General features: G+C 69.6%; 19 protein-coding genes. 8 read left to right on the forward strand and 11 right to left on the reverse strand.

The window, feature by feature from the left end; translation table 11 throughout:
- Positions 1 to 3: 3 nt before the first annotated feature.
- Entirely contained in the window at positions 4 to 1,608 is a 1,605-nt protein-coding gene (locus ABZ319_RS22330; protein WP_354988387.1) for a succinic semialdehyde dehydrogenase, read from the reverse strand.
- A gap of 126 nt (positions 1,609 to 1,734) precedes the next feature.
- Between ABZ319_RS22330 and ABZ319_RS22335 the strand changes: the two genes are divergently transcribed.
- Positions 1,735 to 2,556, forward strand: coding sequence for a crotonase/enoyl-CoA hydratase family protein (locus ABZ319_RS22335; protein ID WP_354988388.1), 822 nt, complete (start codon positions 1,735 to 1,737; stop codon positions 2,554 to 2,556).
- A gap of 105 nt (positions 2,557 to 2,661) precedes the next feature.
- Here the strand turns inward: ABZ319_RS22335 and ABZ319_RS22340 are convergent, their stop codons facing one another.
- The 8 genes from ABZ319_RS22340 to ABZ319_RS22375 all read right to left on the reverse strand — a co-directional run bounded on the left by ABZ319_RS22340 (position 2,662) and on the right by ABZ319_RS22375 (position 11,363).
- Positions 2,662 to 4,371 (reverse strand): ABC transporter ATP-binding protein, encoded by a 1,710-nt coding sequence (locus ABZ319_RS22340; RefSeq protein ID WP_354988389.1) that lies wholly within the window; start codon positions 4,369 to 4,371, stop codon positions 2,662 to 2,664.
- Between the two features lie 264 nt (positions 4,372 to 4,635).
- Positions 4,636 to 5,406: an SDR family oxidoreductase gene (locus ABZ319_RS22345; RefSeq protein ID WP_354988390.1), complete on the reverse strand. Its 771-nt coding sequence runs from the start codon at positions 5,404 to 5,406 to the stop codon at positions 4,636 to 4,638.
- Positions 5,403 to 6,113 carry an acetoacetate decarboxylase family protein gene (locus tag ABZ319_RS22350; protein WP_354988391.1) on the reverse strand — a complete coding sequence of 237 codons (711 nt, stop codon included), beginning with the start codon at positions 6,111 to 6,113 and terminating at the stop codon, positions 5,403 to 5,405. The genes ABZ319_RS22345 and ABZ319_RS22350 overlap by 4 nt, the downstream gene beginning before the upstream one ends.
- A 99-nt stretch (positions 6,114 to 6,212) precedes the next feature.
- Positions 6,213 to 7,817, reverse strand: a complete 1,605-nt coding sequence (locus tag ABZ319_RS22355) for an acyl-CoA synthetase (protein ID WP_354988392.1) — start codon at positions 7,815 to 7,817, stop codon at positions 6,213 to 6,215.
- A gap of 34 nt (positions 7,818 to 7,851) precedes the next feature.
- Complete coding sequence (locus ABZ319_RS22360; RefSeq protein ID WP_354988393.1) at positions 7,852 to 9,147, reverse strand: hypothetical protein; 1,296 nt, start codon at positions 9,145 to 9,147, stop codon at positions 7,852 to 7,854.
- A gap of 10 nt (positions 9,148 to 9,157) precedes the next feature.
- On the reverse strand, positions 9,158 to 9,361 hold the full coding sequence (locus ABZ319_RS22365) for a ferredoxin (protein WP_354988394.1): 204 nt from the start codon (positions 9,359 to 9,361) through the stop codon (positions 9,158 to 9,160).
- Positions 9,361 to 10,161: an SDR family oxidoreductase gene (locus ABZ319_RS22370; RefSeq protein WP_354988395.1), complete on the reverse strand. Its 801-nt coding sequence runs from the start codon at positions 10,159 to 10,161 to the stop codon at positions 9,361 to 9,363. The genes ABZ319_RS22365 and ABZ319_RS22370 overlap by 1 nt, the downstream gene beginning before the upstream one ends.
- On the reverse strand, positions 10,161 to 11,363 hold the full coding sequence (locus tag ABZ319_RS22375; protein WP_354988396.1) for a cytochrome P450: 1,203 nt from the start codon (positions 11,361 to 11,363) through the stop codon (positions 10,161 to 10,163). Before ABZ319_RS22375 ends, ABZ319_RS22370 begins: the two co-directional genes overlap by 1 nt.
- A 276-nt stretch (positions 11,364 to 11,639) precedes the next feature.
- On the opposite strand from ABZ319_RS22375, the gene ABZ319_RS22380 reads away from it, so the two are divergent.
- From ABZ319_RS22380 to ABZ319_RS22405, 6 genes are all read left to right on the forward strand, one after another.
- A complete protein-coding gene (locus tag ABZ319_RS22380; protein WP_354988397.1) occupies positions 11,640 to 13,112 on the forward strand; it encodes an FAD-dependent oxidoreductase in 1,473 nt (490 codons plus the stop codon).
- Positions 13,113 to 13,127: 15 nt separating this feature from the next.
- A complete protein-coding gene (locus ABZ319_RS22385) occupies positions 13,128 to 13,985 on the forward strand; it encodes an LLM class F420-dependent oxidoreductase (RefSeq protein ID WP_354988398.1) in 858 nt (285 codons plus the stop codon).
- A gap of 66 nt (positions 13,986 to 14,051) precedes the next feature.
- Positions 14,052 to 15,335 carry a glycosyltransferase family 4 protein gene (locus ABZ319_RS22390; protein ID WP_354988399.1) on the forward strand — a complete coding sequence of 428 codons (1,284 nt, stop codon included), beginning with the start codon at positions 14,052 to 14,054 and terminating at the stop codon, positions 15,333 to 15,335.
- Entirely contained in the window at positions 15,329 to 16,060 is a 732-nt protein-coding gene (locus ABZ319_RS22395) for a methyltransferase domain-containing protein (protein WP_354988400.1), read from the forward strand. Before ABZ319_RS22390 ends, ABZ319_RS22395 begins: the two co-directional genes overlap by 7 nt.
- Positions 16,047 to 17,123 (forward strand): prenyltransferase, encoded by a 1,077-nt coding sequence (locus ABZ319_RS22400; protein WP_354988401.1) that lies wholly within the window; start codon positions 16,047 to 16,049, stop codon positions 17,121 to 17,123. Before ABZ319_RS22395 ends, ABZ319_RS22400 begins: the two co-directional genes overlap by 14 nt.
- Before the next feature lie 254 nt (positions 17,124 to 17,377).
- Positions 17,378 to 18,556 (forward strand): hypothetical protein, encoded by a 1,179-nt coding sequence (locus ABZ319_RS22405; protein ID WP_354988402.1) that lies wholly within the window; start codon positions 17,378 to 17,380, stop codon positions 18,554 to 18,556.
- A gap of 67 nt (positions 18,557 to 18,623) precedes the next feature.
- Here ABZ319_RS22405 and ABZ319_RS22410 read toward each other — a convergent pair whose 3' ends face one another.
- Complete coding sequence (locus ABZ319_RS22410; RefSeq protein ID WP_354988403.1) at positions 18,624 to 19,277, reverse strand: class I SAM-dependent methyltransferase; 654 nt, start codon at positions 19,275 to 19,277, stop codon at positions 18,624 to 18,626.
- 139 nt (positions 19,278 to 19,416) lie between these two features.
- Here ABZ319_RS22410 and ABZ319_RS22415 point away from each other — a divergent pair, with 139 nt between their 5' ends.
- Positions 19,417 to 19,989, forward strand: coding sequence for a TetR family transcriptional regulator (locus ABZ319_RS22415; protein ID WP_354988416.1), 573 nt, complete (start codon positions 19,417 to 19,419; stop codon positions 19,987 to 19,989).
- 127 nt (positions 19,990 to 20,116) lie between these two features.
- Here ABZ319_RS22415 and ABZ319_RS22420 read toward each other — a convergent pair whose 3' ends face one another.
- Entirely contained in the window at positions 20,117 to 20,605 is a 489-nt protein-coding gene (locus ABZ319_RS22420) for a glutathione peroxidase (protein ID WP_354988404.1), read from the reverse strand.
- Positions 20,606 to 20,655 lie beyond the last annotated feature (50 nt).

Raw genomic sequence — 20,655 nt, forward strand, 5'->3', positions numbered from 1 at the left:
CACTCAGCCCAGATGCAGACGCTTCATCAGCCGCAGCGTCATGAGCGTGCTCTTGAGCTGCTTCTCGTACGGCATCCCCGCGCGCGCGGCCAGGATCTGCTTCTTCTGCACGCCGATGTTGATCGTGTCGGTGTACTTCAGGATCCCCGCCGCCCCGTGCCGGGTGCCGACGCCGGACGCCTTGACCCCGCCCGAGGGCGTGCCCTTGGCCGCGTAGGTGGTCACGAAGCCATCGTTGATGTTGATCGCCCCGGAGTCGATCTTGGCGGCGATGCGCCCGGCCCGTTCCAGATCCCCCGCCCACACGCTGGCGTTGAGTCCGTACGCGGTGTCGTTGGCCAGGCGGATGCCCTCCTCGTCGGTGCCGAACTTGTAGATCGACACCACGGGCCCGAAGGTCTCGAGGGTGGCCAGGGACATGTCGGGGGTGACGTCGGTGAGCACGGTCGGCTCGTAGAACGCGGGGCCGATGTCGGGCCGGGGCTTGCCGCCGGTGACGATGGTCGCGCCCTTCTCCCGGGCTTCCTCGACGTGCGCGGAGACCCGCTCCATGTGCTCGACCGAGACCAGCGAGCCGATCTCGGGGTCGAAGTCGTAGGTGGCGCCGGCCTTGGCGCCCAGTTCGTCGGCCGCGGCGACGAATCGGCGCAGGAACTCGTCGTACACCTTCTCCTGCACATAGATTCGCTCGATGTGCATGCACGCCTGCCCGGTGTTGCCGAACACCGCGAAGGTGGCGCTGGGGATGCACTCGTCGAGGTTCACGTCGTCCAGCACCAGCATCGGGTTCTTGCCGCCGAGTTCGAGCGAACAGCCGATGAGGTTCTGCCCGGCCTGCGCGCCGATGGTGCGCCCGGTGTTGGTGGAGCCGGTGAACATGACGAAGTCGACGTTGTCGATGATCGTCGGGCCGACGTCGGGCCCGCCGCCGCACACGACCTGGACCAGCCCGCGCGGCAGCCCGGCCTTGTGCAGCAGTTCGATGCCGAACAGGGTGCACAGCGCGGTCTTGTTGTCCGGCTTGAGCACGAGCCCGTTGCCCGCCATGAGCGCGGGCGCGGAGTCGGACATGGAGATGGCGAAGGGGAAGTTCCACGGTGCGATGACCGCGACGACGCCCTTGGGCCGGTGCTCCTCGGTGGAGCTGGTGATGACCGGCATGGGTCCGCTGCGCTTGCGGGAGCGCAGGGTCTTCTTCGCGGTCTTGAGGTAGTGCGCGATGACCATCGGGGTGTCGCAGGCTTCTTCGATCGCCATGCGACGAGCCTTACCGCAGCCGATCTGAATCAGATCGGCGATGGTCTCGATCTCGGAGAGGATGAGTTCGTGAGCGCGTTCGAACACTTCGAGTCGCTGCTCGAGCGGGCGGCGGGCCCATTCGGCCTGCGCGGCGCGGGCGGTCTCGACGGCGAGGAGCACGTCCTCGGGCGAGGACTGCGGCAGCTGCCCGACAACGTCTCCGGTGTAGACCTCGATCATGTCGTACGGATCGCGGGCATCGCCCGCCTTGCCCGCGGTAACCATGGCGGTGAGCCGGTTGACCAGGGATTCCGTGACGCGTGGGGGCAGCTTGGCCCGGGAGCCGCGCTGCGTGCTCGTTGTGCTCATGGCGTTCTCTCCATAACTTGCCGCCCGTGACGGCGGTCACCCATGATCCAAACTAGAACACGTTATTGTTCAGGACAACGGCGCGGGGTACTTTCGTCCCCGAACACGCGGAAAGAAAGGTCGGCGATGACGACAGCCACGACTGAAACAAGTAGCAATACCGAGCCCCATGCCCTCGTGGAGCAGCGCGGGGCGACGCTCATCGTCACCATGAACCGCCCGAACTCTCGCAATGCGCTCACCGGCGAGATGCTCGCGATCATGACCGAGGCGTGGGAGCGCGTGGACAGCGATCCCACGATTCGCTCGTGCGTCCTGACCGGTGCGGGCGGCTCGTTCTGCGCGGGCGCGGACCTGAAGAACATGGCCAAGAACGACCCGAGCGCGGGCATGGCGAGCGGCAGCGTGTTCGATCCGACCCGCATGCCCGGTCTGCTCAAGGGTTACCGCCTGAGCAAGCCGCTGATCGCGGCGGTCGAGGGCCCGGCCATCGCCGGCGGCACCGAGATCCTGCAGGGCACCGACATCCGCATCGCCGGTGAGAGCGCCAAGTTCGGTGTCTCAGAGGCGAAGTGGAGCCTGTTCCCGATGGGCGGCTCGGCCGTGCGCCTGCCGCGCCAGATTCCGTACACCGTGGCCGCGGAGCTGCTGCTGACCGGCCGGCACATCACCGCCGCGGAGGCGCTCGGCTTCGGCCTCATCGGCCACGTGGTGCCGGACGGCACCGCGCTGGACAAGGCCCTGGAGATCGCCGAGCTGATCAACAACAACGGCCCGCTCGCCGTGCAGGCGATCCTCAAGGTCATTCGCGACACCGAGGGCCTGCACGAGGACGAGGCGTTCAAGATCGACGCCAAGGTCGGCCTGCCGGTCTTCCGCAGCCAGGACGCCAAGGAGGGCCCGCGCGCGTTCGCCGAGAAGCGCAAGCCCAACTTCACCGGCCAGTAAGAACTTTGGGGCGATCCCCGAATGAACGGGACCGCCGGGGATTTCCCTTCTCTCCCCCGGCGGCCCCGACCCACCGGGCGCACCTCCACCCTGCAGGAGGTGCGCCTAGCGGGCGATGAGTTCCTCGCCGAGGAAGCCACCCGATTGATGACTCCACAGCTGCGCGTACATCCCTTCCGCGTGCAGCAGGTCATCGTGGGTGCCGGACTCGACGATTCGCCCGTGATCGAGCACCACCAGCCGATCCATACCGGCGACGGTGCTCAACCTGTGCGCGACCACCAGCGCCGTACGCCCATCCATCAGTTCCCAGAGCGCCTGCTGCACCAGCTTCTCGCTCTCGGAATCGAGGGCGCTGGTGGCCTCGTCCAGCAGCAGGATCGGCGCGTCCCGCAGGATCGCCCGCGCGAGGGCGACCCGCTGGCGTTGCCCGCCGGAGAGTTTCACCCCGCGCTCGCCGAGCAGGGTCTCCATGCCCTGCGGTAGCGACTCGGCGAATTCGGTGACGTGCGCGGCCTCGGCGGCGCGCAGGATCTCCGCATCGCTGGCCCCGGGCCGGGCGAAGCGGATGTTCTCCCGCAACGTGCGGTGGAACATGGCCGGATCCTGTGGCACGTAGGCGATCTGGCTGCGCAGCTCCTGCTGCCGCAGCCGCGAGATGTCCTGCCCGCCGATGCTGATCGTCCCGCCGTCGACGTCCATCATGCGCAGCAGCAGCTGGGTGAGCGTGGTCTTGCCGCCGCCCGAGCGCCCGACCAAGCCCAGCTTGGTCCCGGCGGGGACGTCCAGATCCAGTCCGGTGAACAGCGGCTTGTTGCCCGCGTGCGAGAAGTCGACCCGATCGAAGCGCACGCCGGAACCCTTGGGCAGCAGCGGTTCCGGATCGGGCACGTCGACCACCGTCGGCGGCCGCAAAAGCAGTTCGGTGAACTGCGCAGCCTCGGTGAGCACGGTCTCCAGCCGCCGGTAGATCTGGTTGAACCGGAACATCAGCCCGGTCGCGTTCCAGTAGTAGGTGAAGGCCACCATGATCACTTCGACGCGCGCGTGCCCGCCGCCGATGTTCACCGCGATGAGCAGGCCGAGGACATTGGTGATCACCACCAGCGGCACGATGGCGGTGTCGATGCGCAGGTTCGCGTAGTCCCAGGACCGAATGGCCTTGCGCCGCTGCCACGCGACCCGCCGCCGGTGTTCGGCCGCCTCCAGGGGTTCGGCCCCGAAGGCTCGCACCACCTGCATGTTGGCCAGGCTGTCGGCGACGTGCCCGGACACCAGCGCGATGGCCGCCTCGCGGTCGTCGACCAGCTCCTGCCGGCGCCGGATGAGCGGCGTGATGACCAGGCAGGTCAGCGCGATCATCCCGATCAGCACCACCACCAGCATCGGGTCGTAGCGCCACAGCACCACCGCCGCGAAGGTCAGCGGCAGCAGGGCGGCCACGATCTCGAAGGCGATGGTGTCGACGAACTGCTCGAAACGGGTGGCGAAGCTCAGCGCCCGCTTGGTGAGCGATCCGGCGAAGTTGTCGTGGAAGAACGCCGCGTCCTTGGCCAGCAGTTCGTCCATGGCGGTGATGTAGAGATTCTCGATACCGTAGGCGTCGATCCGGTTGAGGCAGTGAATTCCTATGCGCCACAGTATTTCCGCGATCAGCAATATCGCGGCGAAGCCGATGACGAAGGGCGCGAGTGCGCCCGCGCCGGAGTCGCCGCCCGCGGCCACCCGTCCGACGAGGACGGCGACCAGCAGCGCGGCGATGTAGTTCTGACAGATGTTTCCGAGTGCCGGGCCCAGCATAGCTATGGCCGACAACAACTTTCGTTTCTTGAATTCTCGCCCGTAATAGCGCAAAACCAGTTTCAACGCAGGCGCGCGTGAGCTCATCCGTCCCCTCTCTCGAATGGTGTTCGAGCAGTGCAGAAGGGATATCGTCCCGCGCGGGCGAGCGGCGGGCCAGCGAATATTAGCCGAAGAATAGCTACGAGAGAGTGGCGCTGGGCGATCGCAGAGCCCCGATCACCCAGCGCCGTTCGCGGTTCACCGGTCGGAGCACGAGCCGGTGTCCCGCACGACGAATTACTCCGTCGGCTTGACCATGCGAGCCACGACCCGGCGCAGGAAGCCGGGCGCGAAGCGCCGCACGAGATAGGTGGGGTAGGCCTGACCGGGGAAGACGAACAGCGGATTGGCGGGTTTGGCCAGCGCCCGCTCCAGCGCGTCGACGACGGCCTCGGGGCTCATGCCGCTCGCACCGCCCAGCACCGATTCGTTCTCCGCGCGCACCTTGTCCAGGAACGCGGTCTCCACGACCGGCGGGCACAGTCCGAGCAGGCGCACCCCGCTGTCCCGCAGTTCGTAGGACAGGCTCTCGATGAAGCCGATGACCGCGAACTTGGACGCCGAGTAGCCCGCCATGCCCGGCGAGGGCAGCCAGCCCGCGACCGAGGCGAACAGCACCACGGTGCCGGTCCCGGCCTGCTTCATGGCGGGGATGACGGCCTGGCACAGGTTCACGGTGCCGATGTAGTTGACGTCGATCATCTTCTTGATCTGCGCCACATCGTGATTCAGTGCCGAGGCGTGCACGTGCGCCATGCCGGCGGCGTGCACGAGCCGGTCGATCGTGCCGAGTTCGCCGCGCACCTTGTCCACCACGGCACGCACCTGTTCGGGGTCCGAGACGTCGCAGAGGTAGGTGTGGGTGTTGGGCGAGCGGTCCGCGGTGACCCGCAGGCCCTCGGGGTCGATGTCGAGGGCGGCGACCCGATGGCCGGCGGCGGCCAGGCGCTGGGCGACGATGCGGCCCATGCCGCTGGCCGCACCGGTGACGAGGGCTGTCTGTGTCATCGGTTCTCCCGGGTCTGCAGTACCGTCGCGGCGTCCTCGAAAGTCATGCGCAGAGTGCCGATTCGGCTGGCGAACAGCGCGGGCTTGGGCAGCCCGAGCGCCCGCAGCTGCGCGGCGATCGGATGATCGCCGAGTTCGACCCGCGCGCCGCCCGGCCGTCCGCGCACCGCACCGGGATTCATCAGCCAGGGCGTGCGCCGCAGCACGCCGTTGCGCGAGGTGTAGGCGTCGATGGACGAGCCGCCCGCGCCGCCGGGCATGGGCAGGCCGTCGGCCACGCGCAGGCCGATCACGAACTGCCCGTCGACCCGCACCTCGCAGCGGTGGCCGCCGCGCACGGGGGTGATGTCGATGTCGGCCATGAGCTTGGGGAAGCCCCAGATCGACTGTCCCGCTTCGCAGGTGAAGGACTGATTCACCGGGAGCCAGTGGATGTAGGCCCCGGTGCTGTCCTTGCGCCCGGGCTGCCGCGTCATGAGCGAGAAGGCGAATTCGTGGTACGGGCCGAGATCGCCGTCGACGTAGCGCACGAAGGCCAGCGACAGGATCGCCCGCCCGAGCGTGGCGAGCGGTTCCAGTCCGGTGCCGGCGACCAGGTCGCGGGCGGCGTCGAGATCGACCAGGAACAGCGCCGAGCTGGCGTCGGCCTGCCGAATCTGCACCGGCATCCGGACCTGTTCGCCCAGTACGGTATGCGCCTCTGCCATTCCCAAATTAGAACAGGTTGCAGTGACTTACGCCATAGGTTCCGGCCAGGTATCCCAATGGCCGGACCCTACTGTCGCGCCGGATTCCAGAACCGGTTATCACACCTCGTGATCGGGGTCCCGGGATTCGGCGAGCGCCTTGGCCGCCCGATAGTCGGGCTTGCCGCTCGGGGTGCGGGCGACCGTGCCGACCACCCAGATCCGGCGCGGCAGTTTGTATCCCGCGAGATGGGTGCGCACGTGCTCGGCCAGCGCCGCGATGTCCACCGGACCCGAGGCCGCCGACACCACCGCGGCGACCTGCTGCCCCCAGCGCTCGTGCGGAAGGCCGATAACCACCGCGTCGTAGACCGCCGGATGCGCCTTCAGCACCGACTCGACCTCTTCCGGGAAAACCTTCTCGCCACCGGTGTTGATCACCATGTTGCCGCGCCCGATCAGGGTGATGGACCCGTCGTCCTCGACGCGCGCCCGATCGTCGGTGACGACCATGCGCCGCCCGTCCACGGTGCGGAAGAGCTTGCCGGTCTTGACCGGATCCTTGTAGTAGCCGATCGGCACGTTGCCGGTCTTGGCCAGCCAGCCCTCGTGGCCCGGCTCCACCGGCTGCCCCTGCTCGTCCACCACGACCGCGCCGCGGCCGGTGTTGACCCGGGGCGCGCGGGTCGGGTCGTCGTCCTTCTGCGCGAATCCGATTCCGCCGAAGCCGGTTTCGGAGGAGCCGATGGATTCGGTCACCAGGGTGCTCGGAAACAGTTCCAGCAGTTCGTTCTTCACCGGCTGAGTGAGCTGGGCGGCCCCGGAGCCGATGGACCACAGCGAGGCGGCGTCCACCGGCGCGGCCCGGTAGGCGTCGATGAGCGGGCGGGCCAGGGCGTCACCGGTGATGACCATGATGTTGGGCTGTTCCCGGGCCACCGTCGCCCAGATCCGCTCGGGGTCGAACCGCGGTTCGAACAGCACGGTGTTGCCCGACCACAGCGCGGTGAAGGTGGGCATCATGGCGGCGGCGTGGATGAGCGGGGGCAGCACGAACCAGCGGGTGGGCTGATTCTCGACGGCGGCGCGGGACTGCTGGTACTCGTCGGTCACCGGTTCGCCGGTGTAGAAGTCGATGCCGCCGCCCAGGACGCGCCACATGTCCTCCTGCCGCCACATGACGCCCTTGGGCAGTCCGGTGGTGCCGCCGGTGTACATGATGAACAGGTCGTCGGCGCTGCGCTCGTCGAAATCGCGGTCGGGGGAACAGTTCTCGATGGCCCACTCGTACGGGGTGGACCGGCTGGGCAGGCCGGTCCCGCCCTGTTCGTCCTCCACGACCAGCGCGTGCCGCAGCGTGGGCAGCAGCGGGCGCACCTCTTCGATGACCGGGGCGTAGCAGCGGTGGTGCACCACCATTTCCAGGTCCGCGTTGTCGTAGACGTAGCGCAGTTCCTCGGCCCGGTATCGATAGTTGATGTTGATCGGCACGGCCCGGATCTTGAAGCAGGCCAGCAGCGTTTCGAGGGTCTCGATGCCGTTGTGCATATGGAAGCCGATGTGCGCGCCCGGGCGGGCGCCGGCGTCGAGGAAGTGGTGCGCGAGCCGGTTGGCCCGCGCGTCGAGTTCGGCGAAGGTGCGCCTGCGCTCCCCCTCGATGACGGCGAGGCGCTCGGGAACGGCGTCGGCGGCGTGTTCGTAGAGGTCGGCGAAGTTGCTGGCCACGGGTATCACTTCTCCTCGGGCGCACCTGGTCGAGCTACAGGACGGTGAGCGGCAGGGGTGCGCCCCGATCCGTGAAGGTGAATGCCGCTCCGGTGCTGAAACGAGTGATCGCTACCTCGGTAGCTTCCCTGAACGGGGCGGCCGCGAGGGCGATTTCGACGGACAGGGTTCGATCGCGCACGACGCCGGCCCGGGTGTGGAAGCGGGGGTTCACCCCGCGCACCAGCGCGTCGAGCGGCGCGAGCTGGTCGGCGGTGAGCAGTTGCGCCCAGGCCCCGTCCGCGATCGCGCCGCAGTCCTGCCCCAGCCGCAGGTGCAGAACCTGTTCTCCGGCATCGGATTCCACGGTGCGCAGGTCGAGATCCACGTAGGCCGACGGGTTGAGCGCCGGATGCAGGCGCAGGACCCGAGCCAGCGCGGCGAGGTCATCGCCGAGTCCCAGTGCGGTGCGCAGTCGTTCGGCGGTGAGTCCGGCGATGCCCGCGAACTGCTTGCGCATGATCGCCAGGGCCGCCACGGAATCCGCGCGCTCTTCCACCGCGTGCCGGAAGCCGAGGGTGAGCAGATGCTGTTGCAGGCACACCTCGTCGGCCATGCGGATCAGCGCCGAGCGGGAGAAGTCGCCGAAGCGCAGATCGTTCAGCAGCGGGCCCGCGTAGTCGGGCCGCCCCGGATCGGCGGGGTCGATCGCGGCCAGTTCCACCCGGGCGGCGCGCGAGGTCTCCAGCACCCGCGCCGACGCGGGCAGCTCGATCGGATCGATGTCCGGGTCGATCTCGACGGTCCACGCGCACACCGGTGTCCGGTCCGCGGGCACCCGGGGCGGCCGGTGCACCGGCCGCACCCGCGCCCGGGCGTTGGTGGCCCAGGCGGTGGCGTCGAAGGTGGGGTCCTCGATGTGGTGGCACATGCCGACCACGTAGTCCTCGCCCATGGGTTCCACGTCGGCGAGCGCGCCGCAGTGCGCGAGGTTGAACTCGCCGTGCCCGTGATCGCGCACCGTGTAGCGGAAGTCCATGAACTGCGGCGGCGCACCGATATCGAGCTGGAAGCCCTTGAAGATCGTCTCCACGCCGTCGCCGGTGATGCCCAGCGCGGCCCGCATGCGCCGCGTGTAGATCGGACTGGCCAGCCGCCATTCCTCGATGGCGACCTCGGTCATGCCCGCGCGGCCGAACGCGCCGATCGCGTGCGCCATGCCGGAGCGATCGATGAGGTGCCCGGTCAGCAGCAGCTCGGGCACCAGAATCGCCAGCTGCTCGCGGTCGAGCTCGTCATATCTGCTGCGCGGCAGGGTGATCTCGCCGAGTTCGTCGGGGGACCGGGACATGGCGATTCCTTCAGTCGGCGGGGGTGTCTTCGTGCAGGGACAGGGCGCCGGTGGGGCAGTACCGCACGGCGGCGCGCGCCGCGGCGAGATCGGCGCCGGGGTCGGCGGCCAGCAGTTCGACCGTGCCGCGTTTGGGCACGCGGAAGAGTTCGGGCGCTTCGTCCTGGCAGACGGCGTGGCCCTGGCACAGGTCGCTGTCGACGACGAGTCGCATCACTCGCCCCCGGTGGCCTCGGCGACCGGGCGCAGCGGCGCTTCGGGCTGAACCTCGACCAGCACCAGGTGCGCCCCGCGCGGGGTGCCGACGACCGCGGCCACCGCCGCGGCGATGTCCGAGGCGCGCAGGAAGTACGGGTGCCGGGCGAAACCCCACTTCACCCATTCCTCGAGCATGGGCCCGACCACCTCGGGTGCGGCCGTCATGCCCATGCCGGTCTGGGTCTGGCCCGGCCGCACGATGGACGAGCGCACGCCGGTGCCCTCGAGTTCCATCCGCAACTGCCGCGAGAACGCCTCGACCCCGAGTTTGGCCGCGTTGTACGCGCCGACGCTCGGCCGGGCCCGGTCGGCGCAGTCCGAGCCGATGACCACGAAATCCCCGCGCCTGCGCTCGATCATGCCGGGGATCACGCGGTGCGCGAGCCGCTGCGCGCCGACCAGATGCACCCGCAGCTGGTCCTCGAAGACCGCGGGATCCATGGCCCAGCCCGGCCCGAATTCGAGGTCGCCCGCCCCGGAGACCACGACTTCGATGGGGCCGAGCGCCTGTTCGGCGGCCTCGACGAACTCGTGCACCGACGCGGTGTCGCCGACGTCGAGCCGGTGCGCGAACGCCTCGCCCCCGTCGGCGCGAATCTTCTCCGCGAGGGTCTCGCAGATCTCGACCCGCCGGGCGCCCAGCGCCACCGGATAGCCCAGTTCGGCCAGCGCGGTCGCGGTGGCCGCGCCGATCCCGGAGGATGCCCCGGCGATCAGCACCGGGCGGCGCGCGGGATGTGGTGCGAAACGTGGCATTACCGAACCTCCACCGTCACGGGCAGTTTCGCGAAACCGCGCACGTTCACCGAGTGCACCCGTTCACTGCCGGGCCGCAGATCGTAGGCCGCGACCCGATCGGTGAACTCGCGCAACACGATTCCCGCCTCCAGTCGCGCCAGGTGCGCGCCCAGGCAGAAGTGCACGCCCTTGCCGAAGCTGATGAGCCCGCCCTTGTCGGCGCGCTCGATGTCGAAGCGATCGGGATCATGGAAGGCCGAGGAGTCCCGGTTGGCCGCGCCGATCAGCAGCAGCACCTTGGACCCCTGCGGCACGGTCCGGCCGTAGTACTCGAGGTCGACCGCCGCGGTGCGCGCCAGGATCTGGCTCGACGCGTCGTAGCGCAGCGTCTCCTCGACCCAGTCCCCCACCAGTTCGGGGTTCGCGGCGGCCTTGGCGTACTGCTCGGGATTGCGTCCCGCCCAGTACAGGGCGTTGCCGAGCAGTTTGGTGGTGGTCTCGTTGCCCGCCACCACCATCAGGAACATGAAGCCGAGGATCTCGTCGTCGGTGAGCTTGTCGCCGTCTGCCTCCACGTCCAGCAGCACCGAGGTCAGGTCGTCGGTGCGCTGTTTGCGACGGATGGCCAGCATGTCGGCGTAGTAGCCGATGAGGAAGATCGCGGCCTCCATGGCCGGGACCGGCACGTCGAGAACGCCTTCTTCGCGGTGCAGCAGCAGGTCGGCCTGCCGGCGCAGCTCGGCGCGGTCGGCCTCGGGCACGCCGAGCAGTTCGGAGATCACGTCCATGGGCAGCTTGCCCGCGACGTCGTCGATCCAGTCGAATTCGCCTGCGGCCAAGGCCGGTTCGAGGTGCTGCAGGGTGATCTCGCGGATGCGATCGGTCATCTCGGTGACCCGGCGGGGGGTGAAGCCCTGATAGACCAGTTTGCGCAGGCGCAGATGCGCGGGATCGTCCATGGCCAGGAACGACATGGTGCGATGCGCGTGCGGACCCCAGGCGGCGGGGTCCAGCGATACGCCGTTGGCGCTGGAGAGCCGGATGTTGTCGCGGAAGCCCGCGCCGACGTCGGCGTGCCGGGACAGGGCCCAGAAGTCGATCTCCGGATTGTGATAGATCGGCGCCTCGGCGCGCAGCCGCTCGTAGATGGGGTAGGGATCCTCGTGGACGCCGTAGTCGTACGGATCGAACAGCAGCGGCTCGAGGGAGGCTGCGGTCATGGCTGGTGCACCTCGATTCGATAACGCGTTCATCGACTCTGATGAAGGCTGTCCAACCCGTGAGACACCTAGCTGGACATGTGTCCGTACACTACTGGCGCGGGCGGGGCCTGACAATGGAAACCGAAAACTTCGCGTTCGCGACGATCCCAGAACTGAAACATGTTCTTGCGCGCCTTCCGGACGCGAACCTATAGTTCCGTACACGTGTCCGGACAGCGTGGGAGCCGTGTCTTCCACGGCAAACGAGTGAATCGGTAAGGAACACTGAGAACAATGGCCGAGACCCCCTCCGTACGACCGCTGCACGCCGGCGAGGTCGAAACCTGGGACCATACGGCCGATGTGGTCGTGATCGGCTTCGGCGTCGCCGGGGCCTGCGCCGCCATCGAGGCCGCGCGCTCGGGCGCGGACACCCTCGTGCTCGAGCGCACCGGCGGCTGGGGCGGCGCGGCCGCCATGTCGGGCGGCTTCATCTACCTCGGCGGCGGCACCCCGCTGCAGCGCGCCCTCGGCTTCGAGGACACCGCCGAGAACATGGAGAAGTTCCTGACCGCCGCGCTCGGCCCCGGCGTGGACAAGGCCAAGATCCACGACTACTGCCAGGGCAGCGTGGAGCACTACAACTGGCTTGTCGCCCAGGGTGTTCCGTTCAAGGAGGAGTTCTGGGGCGAGCCCGGCTACGAGCCGCCGGCCGACCAGGGCCTGATGTTCTCCGGCGGCGAGAACGCCGCGCCGTTCAACACCATCGCCGATCCCGCGCCGCGCGGTCACCTCGCCTGGACCAAGGACAAGAAGCTGGGTGAGAAGGGCGGCGGCTACATGCTGATGGAGCCGCTCGCCCAGACGGCCGAAAAGCTGGGCGTGCGACACGAATACGACGTGCGCCTGCGCCGGCTCGTCGTGGACGACGCCGGTCGCGTCGTCGGCGTGGCCGCCACCCGCTACGGCAAGCCGGTGTACGTGCGCGCCGAGCGCGGCGTGGTGCTGGCCACCGGCAGCTTCGCCTACGCGCACGACATGGTCGAGCAGTTCGCGCCCAAGATCTTCGGCCGCCCCGCCGCCACCGTGGAGGAGCACGACGGCATCGGCATCCGGGTCGCGCAGGCCCTGGGCGCGGACGTGGCGCACATGGACGCCACCGAGGTCGCCCTCATCGCGGACCCGCAGGTGATCGTGCGCGGGATCCTGGTGAACGGGCGCGGCCAGCGCTTCGTCACCGAGGACACCTATCCCGGGCGGATGGGCCAGGCCGTGCTGCAGGACCAGGACAACCAGGCCTACCTGATCATCGACGAGACCGCGCTGGAAGCGGCGTTCGAGACCCTGTCCGCCATGTCGTTCCTGCGCATCGCGCCGACCTGGGTGGCCGAGACGGTCGCCGAGCTCGAGACCGAGATGGGACTGCCCGAGCACACCCTGTCCAGCACGATCGACCTGTACAACCATCACGCGGCGAACGGACAGGATCCGTTCCTGCACAAGAAGTCCGAGTGGGTCAAGCCCATCGGCAGCCCGCTCGGGGCCTACGACCTGCGCGGGTACACCGGCGGCTTCACCCTCGGCGGCCTGCGCACCGACCTGGATTCGCGCGTGCTGCACGTGGACGGCTCCGCGATCCCCGGCCTGTTCGCCGCGGGCCGGGTCACCTCGGGCATCTGCGCGGGCGGGTACGCCTCGGGCTGCTCGCTGGGTGACGGCAGCTTCTACGGCCGGCGCGCGGGCGTGGCCGCCGCGAAGAACAACTGAGACAGGAAGCGCTACATGCGATACGGCATCGTCCAATTCACCAGCGATCGCGGCATGACGCCGGCGGTGCTGGCCAAGGCGGCCGAGGAGCGCGGGTTCCGCTCGTTCTTCGTGCCCGAGCACACCCACATCCCGGTGAAACGTGAAGCGGCGCATCCGCTCACGGGCGGCGCGGAGCTGCCCGACGACCGGTACACCCGCACCCTGGACCCCTGGGTGGCCCTGGCCACCGCTGCGGCGGTGACCTCGAGCATCGAGCTGTCCACCGCGGTGGCGCTGCCCACCGAGAGCGATCCCATCACCCTCGCCAAAACCATTGCGACGCTGGACCATCTGTCCGGCGGCCGGGTCACCGTCGGCGCCGGGTTCGGCTGGAACACCGACGAGCTCACCGATCACGGCATCCCCGGCAACAAGCGGCGCACCGCGCTGCGCGAGTACATGGAGGCCATGCGCGCGCTGTGGACCCAGGAGGAGGCGAGCTACTCCGGTGAGTTCGTGTCCTTCGGGCCGAGTTGGGCGTGGCCCAAGCCGGTGCAGTCGCACGTCCCGCTGCTGATCGGCGCGGGCGGCACCGACAAGACCTTCAAGTGGATCGCGAAGTCCGCCGACGGCTGGATCACCACCCCGTACGAATCCGACGTGCAGGCGTCCACGGCGCTGCTCTACAAGCACTGGCAGGAAGCCGGTCGCACCGGAACCCCGCGCGTGGTGGCACTGGACGGCAAGCCCGACCCGGAGAAGCTGACCCGCTGGGCCGCGGCCGGGGTGACCGACGCGCTGTACGGGGTGCCGGAGAAATCCGACGCCGAGGTCTTCGCCTACCTGGATCGACTGGCGGCCAAACTCGAAGCCTTCGGCATCGACGCCTGAGCGACCCGCCGCCTTCGAATACCACTCTCCCCCGGTAAGTTTCGCCTGCCCCCGAAAGGCTGTGACGTGCGTATCGCCCTGCTGTCCTACCGCAGCAAGACCCACTGTGGGGGCCAGGGGGTCTACGTGCGCTACCTGAGCCGGGGCCTGGCGGAACTCGGGCACGAGGTCGAGGTGTTCTCGGGACAGCCGTACCCGGAACACCTGGACCCGCGCGTCCGGCTCACCGAGGTGCCGAGCCTGGATCTGTACCGCGACGAGGACCCCTTCCGCACCCCGGCGCCGGGCGAGATCCGGGACGGGATCGATCTGCTCGAACTCGCCACCATGTGGACCGCGGGCTTCCCCGAACCGCGCACCTTCAGCCTGCGCGCGGCCCGGGTGCTGCGCGAGCGCGCCGCGGAATTCGATGTGGTGCACGACAATCAGTGCCTGGGCTCCGGCCTGCTCGACATCGCCGGGCACCTGCCGCTGGTGGCCACCATCCACCATCCCATCACCCGCGACCGCGCGGTTGATCTCGCGGCCGCGCCGTGGCGGCGAAAACCGTTCCTGCGCCGCTGGTACGGATTCCTGGGCATGCAGCGCCGGGTGGCCCGGCGGATTCCCGAACTGATCACCGTCTCCTCGTCCTCGGCCGCCGACATCGTTACCGACTTCGGGGTGCTGCCCGAGCAGCTGCGCACGGTGCCGCTCGGGGTGGACACCGACCTGTTCCGGCCCCGCGACGTACCGCGCGTGCCCGGCCGCGTCGTCGCGGTGGCCAGTGCCGACAAACCGCTCAAGGGCATCGCGCACCTGCTGCACGCCGTCGCGCGGCTGCGCGGGGAACACGAGATCGAACTGCGGCTGGTCGCCAGACTCGAGCCGAACGGTCCGACCGAGAAGCTCATCGCCGAACTCGGTCTCGCCGATATCGTGACCGCGGCCGGCGGGCTGTCCGACACCGAACTCGCCGAACTGCTGGCCTCGGCCGAGATCGCCTGCATCCCCTCGATGTACGAGGGCTTCTCGCTCCCGGCGGTCGAGGCCATGGCCAGCGGCACGCCCCTGGTGGCCAGCCGGGCCGGGGCGCTGCCGGAGGTGACGGGCGACTGCGCCGAATTGGTGGAACCCGGCAATGTCGGCGAATTGACCCGGGTGCTGGGCGAATTGCTCGACTCACCCGAACGACGGCATGCGCTGGGCCGCGCCGGACGCCACCGGGCGCTCACCATTTTCAGCTGGGAAGCCGTTGCCGCGCAGACGGTGTCCGTGTACGAACATGCCATTGCCCGTCACGGATCCCGCCCGGCCATCGCCGCCTTCGGTATCCGCCCCGCCAGCCCCCAGGAGGCGCACACATGCTGACCGTCGACTTCGATCGCCTGGGCGTCGGCCCGGGCACCCGCGTCATCGATGTGGGGTGCGGGGCCGGTCGGCATTCGTTCGAGGCGTATCGCCGGGGCGCGGACGTGGTGGCCTTCGACCAGAACGCCGATGATCTGGCCGAGGTGGAGACCATGTTCGGCGCGATGGCCGAGGTCGGGGAGGCGCCGGACTACGCCAAGGCCGAGACCGTGCGCGGCGACGCGCTCGACCTGCCCTACGGCGAGGGCGAATTCGACGTGGTCATCGCCTCGGAGATCCTCGAGCACGTACCGCAGGACGGGCGGGCCATCGCCGAACTGGTGCGGGTGCTCAAACCCGGTGGCTCCCTGGCCATCACGGTGCCGCGCTGGCTGCCCGAGCGCATCTGCTGGGCGCTCTCGGACAGGTACCACGCCAACGAGGGCGGGCATGTGCGCATCTACAAGGCCGACGAACTGCGCGCCATGGTCACCGCGCGGGGTGTGCGATTCATCCACAGCTCGCACGCGCACGCGCTGCACGCGCCGTACTGGTGGCTCAAATGCGCGGTCGGGGTGGACAACGACAAGAACGCGCTGGTGAGCGCCTACCACCGAATGCTGGTGTGGGACATGATGTCCGCGCCCGCGCTCACCCGCACCGCCGAACGCCTGCTCGATCCGCTCATCGGCAAGAGCGTGGCGCTGTACTTCGCGAAGCCGGCGGTCCGCAGTGCCGCCCGCTGACCTACCCGAGATCCCCGGGGTCCTGAGCGCCCGCCAGGCGCTGGCCACGGCCGAGGCCATCGCCGCCACCCAGGAACCCGACGGCGCGCTGCCGTGGTTCACCGGCGGGCACACCGACCCCTGGGATCACCTCGAGAACGCCATGGCGCTCACCGCCGCGGGCCTGTGGGAACAGGCCCGCGCGGCCTACCTGTGGTCGGCGAAGACCCAGCGCGCGGACGGCTCCTGGCCCACGCAGTTCCGCGCCGGGGTGATCGAGAACCACGACAGCGACACCAATTTCTGCGCCTATCTCGCCACCGGGGTGCTGCACTACCTCACCAGCACCGGCGACACGGAGTTCGCGAACGAGATGTGGCCGGTGGTGCGCGCGGGCATCGACTTCGTGCTGCGCGCGCAACTCGGGCACTTCGGCGAAATCCACTGGTCCGTGGGCGCTTCGGGCACCTCCGGCGAGGCCCTGCTCACCGGCTGCTCCAGCATCTTCCACAGTCTGCGCTGCGCGCTGGCGCTGGCCGCGCACGCCCGCGATCCGCAACCCGAGTGGGAGGTGGCCGCGCTGCGGCTGGGCCACGCCCTGCGCGCGCATCCCGAGGCCTTCCTGGACAAGGACCGCTACTCCATGGATTGGTACTACCCGATCCTGGGCGGCGCGATCCGCGGCCCGGACGGGTACGACCGAATCGCCTCCCGCTGGGACGATTTCGTCGTCGCCGACCTCGGCATCCGCTGCGTCTCGGACCAGCCGTGGGTCACCGGCGCGGAGACGTGCGAACTGGTGCTGGCCCTGGACGCGCTCGGCGATCACCGCCGCGCCCTGGCGCTGTTCACGAACATGCAGCACCTGCGCGAGACCGACGGCTCCTACTGGACCGGCCTGGTCTTCGCCGACGGCAAACGCTGGCCCGAGGAACGCACCACCTGGACCGCCGCCGCGATGCTGCTGGCCGCCGACGCCCTGTCCCGAACCACCCCCGCCAACAACATCTTCCGCGACCTGCTCCCCCCACCGACCCGAACGACCCGCGCCTGCGACTGCGCCGCCACCGTCCCCCGCCCCTGACCCCCTGCCCCGCCGAGCCGCGCGACGCCCCGGCCGGATCGCTCCGGCACCGCCCGGCGAAAGTCCCCCGCGGCGGCGGGTGTCGGCCGCCGGGTGGTCAGAGGGGTTGACGGGGCGGGGTGGGCGGCGCGTGCGCCGCCACCGCAGCTGGCTGGTGAATCGGGAGCAATCGGCGGGCCGAGGTGGGTGCGGGCGCGCACGGCAAGGGGCGAAACCCGCCCTGTGCGGGTGGGGGTGGCGGTTATGCTCGCGCGGTGGGTGGTGTGATCGGCGGGCCGGAACACTCGGGGCCCGAGCAGCATTCGAGATCCTCGGCGCTTCACGACGGGCCGGGTGGCCCGGGATCGGCTGCCGGAGCGGTGCACCCGGAACAGTTCGGGCCGCTGGCGCCGATGCCCTTCCTGGTCGATCCGGACGCGGTGTACGTCGCCCGCGCGAGCACGCCCGAGATGCTGGCGGCGGCGGGGGCCGGGTACCCCTCCAGGCGGCTGGCCCGCTGGTCCACCGGGGCCGGAATCCTCACGGTGGCCTGCCTTTTCCTGGCCACGCTGTGGGGCTGGATCGGCGCGGGAATCGGGCTGGCGCTGTGCGTGCTGCTGTGGTGGCGGCTCCCGGGCCGCAAGCGGCGGCGCGCCGAGTCCGAGGCGTTCTGGCGGACCCTGGCCGGGCCCGGCACCGTCATGGCCACCCGTTTCGGACCCGAATCGTTCGACGTGCAGATCGGCGACGGTCATCATCGGCGAGTGCGGTACGCGGGCATCTCACGGTTGCGCGTCGACGATCGCACGGTGCTGTTCACCCGGGACGATCTGCTGCACGCCTATCCGCGAGAGTTGTTCCCGCAGGAGGTGATCGACCTGCTCGAGATGGTGTCCGCCGGCGCCCCCGACCAGGCCACCCTGCCCCGCCCGCCGCTGCCGCCCATCCCCCCGCTCGACGGTCCCACCGCCACCTTCACGGTCCGGCCCGGCACCGCGCGGCGCATCGCGGAGACCCTCGAGAAGGAGAACTCCCTCGGCCTGCGCGGTCTGCTGCTCATCGTGGCCGCGCCGTATCTGCCGCTGCTGTGGTTCCTGCGCGGCTGGACCGCGGTCGCCATCGCGCTCGGCGTCATCGCGGTGCTCGTTCCGGCGCAGATGCTGCGCTCCCGCTACACGATTCGCCGCGTGACGGCGGATCTCGAACGCGACATGCCCCCGGGAACGAGCATGGCCACCCGCTTCGGTCCCGACGCCTTCGACATCCACATCGGCCCCAGCCGCACCCGCTTCCGCTACGACTGGCTCGGCAACGTGGCCGTGCTCGACAGCGTCGTGCGCATCGACAGCACCCTGTCGCAGAGCTTCCCCCGCCAGCTGTTCCCGCCCCCGACCCTGGCCCACCTCGACGCCATGCGCCCGCACCCCGAGCGAAAACGCCGCGTGCGCATGTGATTCCGCGGCGGCGAAGCCGATCGGCCCGGCTGCCGGCAGCAACCTCACACCCGCGGGCGCACCGCGATCAGTTGCAGGCGGCGGTGCGCTGCAGGATGCGCAGCGAACCGGTGACCGACAGCTCGCGGAACTTCCCGCTGTCCATGGCCCGGCGATAGATGTTGTACGGCGCCTGCCCGCCGTCGGCGGGGTCGGGGAACACGTCGTGAATGGCCAGCAGCCCGCCGCCCGCCACCCAGTGCGCCCAGTTGTCGTAGTCGCGCTGGGCCGCTTCCTCGGTGTGCCCGCCGTCGATGAACAGCAGGCGCAGCGGGGTGCGCCAGGTCCGGGCGACCGTCGCCGAGGAGCCGATCACGCCGACGACCGTGTCGGTCAGCCCGGCGCGGACGATGGTGCGGCGGAACTCCGTCACCGTGTCGAAGACCCCGGTCTCGGGATCGACGAGGGTGGTGTCGTGGTACTCCCAGCCCGGCTGATGCTCCTCCGAACCACCGTGGTGATCGACGGTGTACACGACGGCCCCGGTCTCGCGAGCGGCCGCGCCCAGATAGACGGCGGATTTGCCGCAGTACGTGCCGATCTCCAGGATCACCCCGTCCCCCGCGTAGGCGCGGGCGGCTTCGTAGAGCGCCCGGCCCTCGTGCGGCGGCATGAATCCGCGCGCCTCGTCCGCGAAGGTGAGCAATTCGCCGGTCGCGGCGGATGTTTCGGCCTGCGTCATTCGAAAACCTTTCTGGGACAACCGGATCGATGCGCAACACACATCAGCGGGTTGCCCGGCGAGCTGCCCGATAATAGCATCCGGACACGTGTCTGATTACCCTTCCGCCCGGTAGTCGGCGAACATGGAGGCCGTGAACATGGAACCTGTCAGCATGGAGGCGACCCGGCGCCGGCTCACCGAGAAACAGGCCGATACCGTCGACCGCCTCACCCGGGCCGCCATGGACGTGCTCGCCCGCGAGGGTTTCGCCGGGCTCACCGTGCGCATGGTGGCCGCGGCCGCCGGGGTCGGCACGGCCACCGCCTACACCTACTTCTCCTCCAAGGAACACCTGGTCGCCGAGATGTTCTGGCGACGCCTGGCCGCGACCCCGGCCCCGGACGGAACCGAGGAGGACAGCACCGCGCGCACCCTGGCGGTGCTGCGGCAGATCGCCATGCTCGTCGCCGACGAACCGGCGCTGGCGGGCGCGGTCACCAGTGCGCTGCTGGGCACCGACCCGGACGTGGCGCACCTGCGCCTGCGCATCGGCAACGAGATCCGCCGCCGGCTCATCGACGCCCTCGGCGGCGCGCCGGACATGGAGATCGTGGAGACGCTGGAACTGCTCTACGCGGGCGCGCTGGTGCGCGCGGGCATGGGCTACGCCTCGTACGCGGAGATCGCGGAGCGGCTCGAACAGGCCGGCGCGCGCATCCTGGCCGGCTGAGTCCCGGCCGGACGCGAGGTCCGCGCGTTCGCGCCGGGCGTGCGAGAGTTTCCGCCGGACAGCGCGTTACGAGCGCGCCGTCCGGCGGGCGAAGTCGACTCGAAGCGATCGACTCGGAGCGATCGGCTCAGAGCGCCGCTTCGATGGCCGCGACGACGCTCGGGTCCTTGGGCTCGGTGCGCGGGCGAATGCGCGCCAGCACCGCGCCGTCGCGCCCGATGAGGAACTTCTCGAAGTTCCACTGCACGTCCCCCGCGGCGCCCTCGGCATCGGCGGCGGCGGTCAGCTCGGTGTACAGCGGGTGCCGCCCCTCACCGTTGACCTCGGTCTTCTCCAGCAGCGGGAAGTCGACGCCGTAGGTGGTGGAGCAGAATTCGGCGATCTCCTCGGCGGTGCCGGGCTCCTGGCCGAGGAACTGATTGCTGGGTACCCCGACGACGGTGAAACCGCGGCCGCCGTAGGCGTGCTGCAGTTCGACCAGGCCGGTGTACTGCGGGGTCAGTCCGCACTTGGAGGCCACGTTGACCAGCAGCACGACCTTGTCACCGGCCAACTCGGCCAGCGTGGTGGGCTTGTCGGACAGTGTGCGCAATGGAATTTCGCGAAGATTGGTCACGAGAACGAATAGTAGAACGAGTTCGGTGACCACACCGGTTCCGCCGTCGC

Source organism: Nocardia sp. NPDC005978 (genome assembly GCF_040614455.1).
In the GTDB taxonomy this organism is placed as follows: domain Bacteria; phylum Actinomycetota; class Actinomycetes; order Mycobacteriales; family Mycobacteriaceae; genus Nocardia.